Annotated in this window: 1 protein-coding gene and 1 other annotated feature; the gene reads right to left on the reverse strand. The window is 59.4% G+C overall.

The window, feature by feature from the left end:
• Positions 1-39: 39 nt before the first annotated feature.
• A protein-coding gene (locus tag C5J24_RS31575; RefSeq protein WP_105423702.1) for an IS3 family transposase occupies positions 40-1,271 on the reverse strand; the annotation gives its coding sequence in 2 pieces (ribosomal slippage) (positions 40-980 and positions 980-1,271; 1,233 coding nt in all).
• Positions 871-987, reverse strand: a sequence feature (AL1L pseudoknot). (Overlaps the previous gene by 117 nt.)
• Positions 1,272-1,321: the final 50 nt, after the last annotated feature.

Here is a 1,321-nt window from a genome sequence, read left to right on the forward strand (position 1 = left end):
TGAACCGCCCCGGGTTTGCCGGAGACCGTTTGGTTTAAGTTATGCGGCCATCGCTGGCGCGTCCAGCATGGCGTAGTATTGTTCTTCTGCCTCTGCAGGCGGAATGTTTCCGATTGGCTCCAGAAGACGCCGGTGGTTGAACCAATCAACCCATTCGAGCGTAGCGAACTCCACGGCTTCGAAGTTGCGCCAGGGTCCTCGCCGATGGATGACCTCGGCCTTGTAGAGACCATTGATCGTTTCGGCCAGAGCGTTGTCATAACTGTCGCCAACACTTCCGACGGACGGTTCGATGCCTGCTTCCGCCAGTCGCTCAGAATAGCGAATGGACACGTATTGCACGCCCCTGTCGGAATGGTGGATGAGTCCGCCCCGATGGATGGGCCTGCGGTCATGAAGCGCTTGGTCGAGAGCATCGAGGACAAAGCCTGCATGGGCAGTCCGGCTTGCCCGCCAGCCGACAATACGGCGGGCGAAGGCGTCGATCACGAAAGCCACGTAAACGAAGCCCTGCCAGGTGGCCACGTATGTGAAATCGGATAACCACAGCATGTTCGGCGCGGGAGCCTTGAAGTGGCGGTTGACGCGGTCGAGCGGACACGGGGCAGACCTGTCCGATACAGTGGTTTTGATGGGCTTGCCACGAATGATGCCTTGGAGCCCCATCATTCTCATGAGCCTTGCGACGGTGCAGCGAGCAATATCGAAGCCTTCTCGCTGCAACTGTCGCCACACTTTCCGCACGCCATAGACCTGGAAGTTCTCGTTGAACACCCGGCGTATCTCGACTTTCATGGCAATATCATTCCGTTCGCGGGCCGATAGGCGACCCACGTCCGTGCGCTTGGCGACGACCTCGTAATAGGTGGACGGGGCAATCGGCAGCAGCCTGCAGATCGGCTCGACCCCGAGCACCGAGCGGTGTTCATCGATGAAGGAAATCATCGCTTCAGTGGGCGGTCGAGCTCCGCCTGGGCAAAATACGCCGAGGCTTTGCGTAGAATCTCATTCGCCTGACGAAGCTCCCGGTTCTCCCGTTCCAGAGCCTTCATCTTCTCCGCCACGTCACTTGGCAAACCTGCACGCTTGCCGGTGTCGACCTCGGCCTTCTTCACCCATTCATGCAGCGTATGCGCCGAGCAACCGATCTTGGCCGCTATCGATGATACCGCCGCCCAGCGGGAGGGATGTTCGGCTTCATGCTCCGTCACCATCCGAACGGCGCGGGCGCGGACTTCAGGAGAGAATTTGTTCGTCGTCTTGCTTGTCATAGACCCTACTTCTCACGAGTTGGGGTCTCCGGCCAAGCCGGGGCGGTTCA

The sequence above is a fragment of the Neorhizobium sp. T25_27 genome (assembly GCF_002968565.1).
GTDB lineage: Bacteria > Pseudomonadota > Alphaproteobacteria > Rhizobiales > Rhizobiaceae > Neorhizobium > Neorhizobium tomejilense.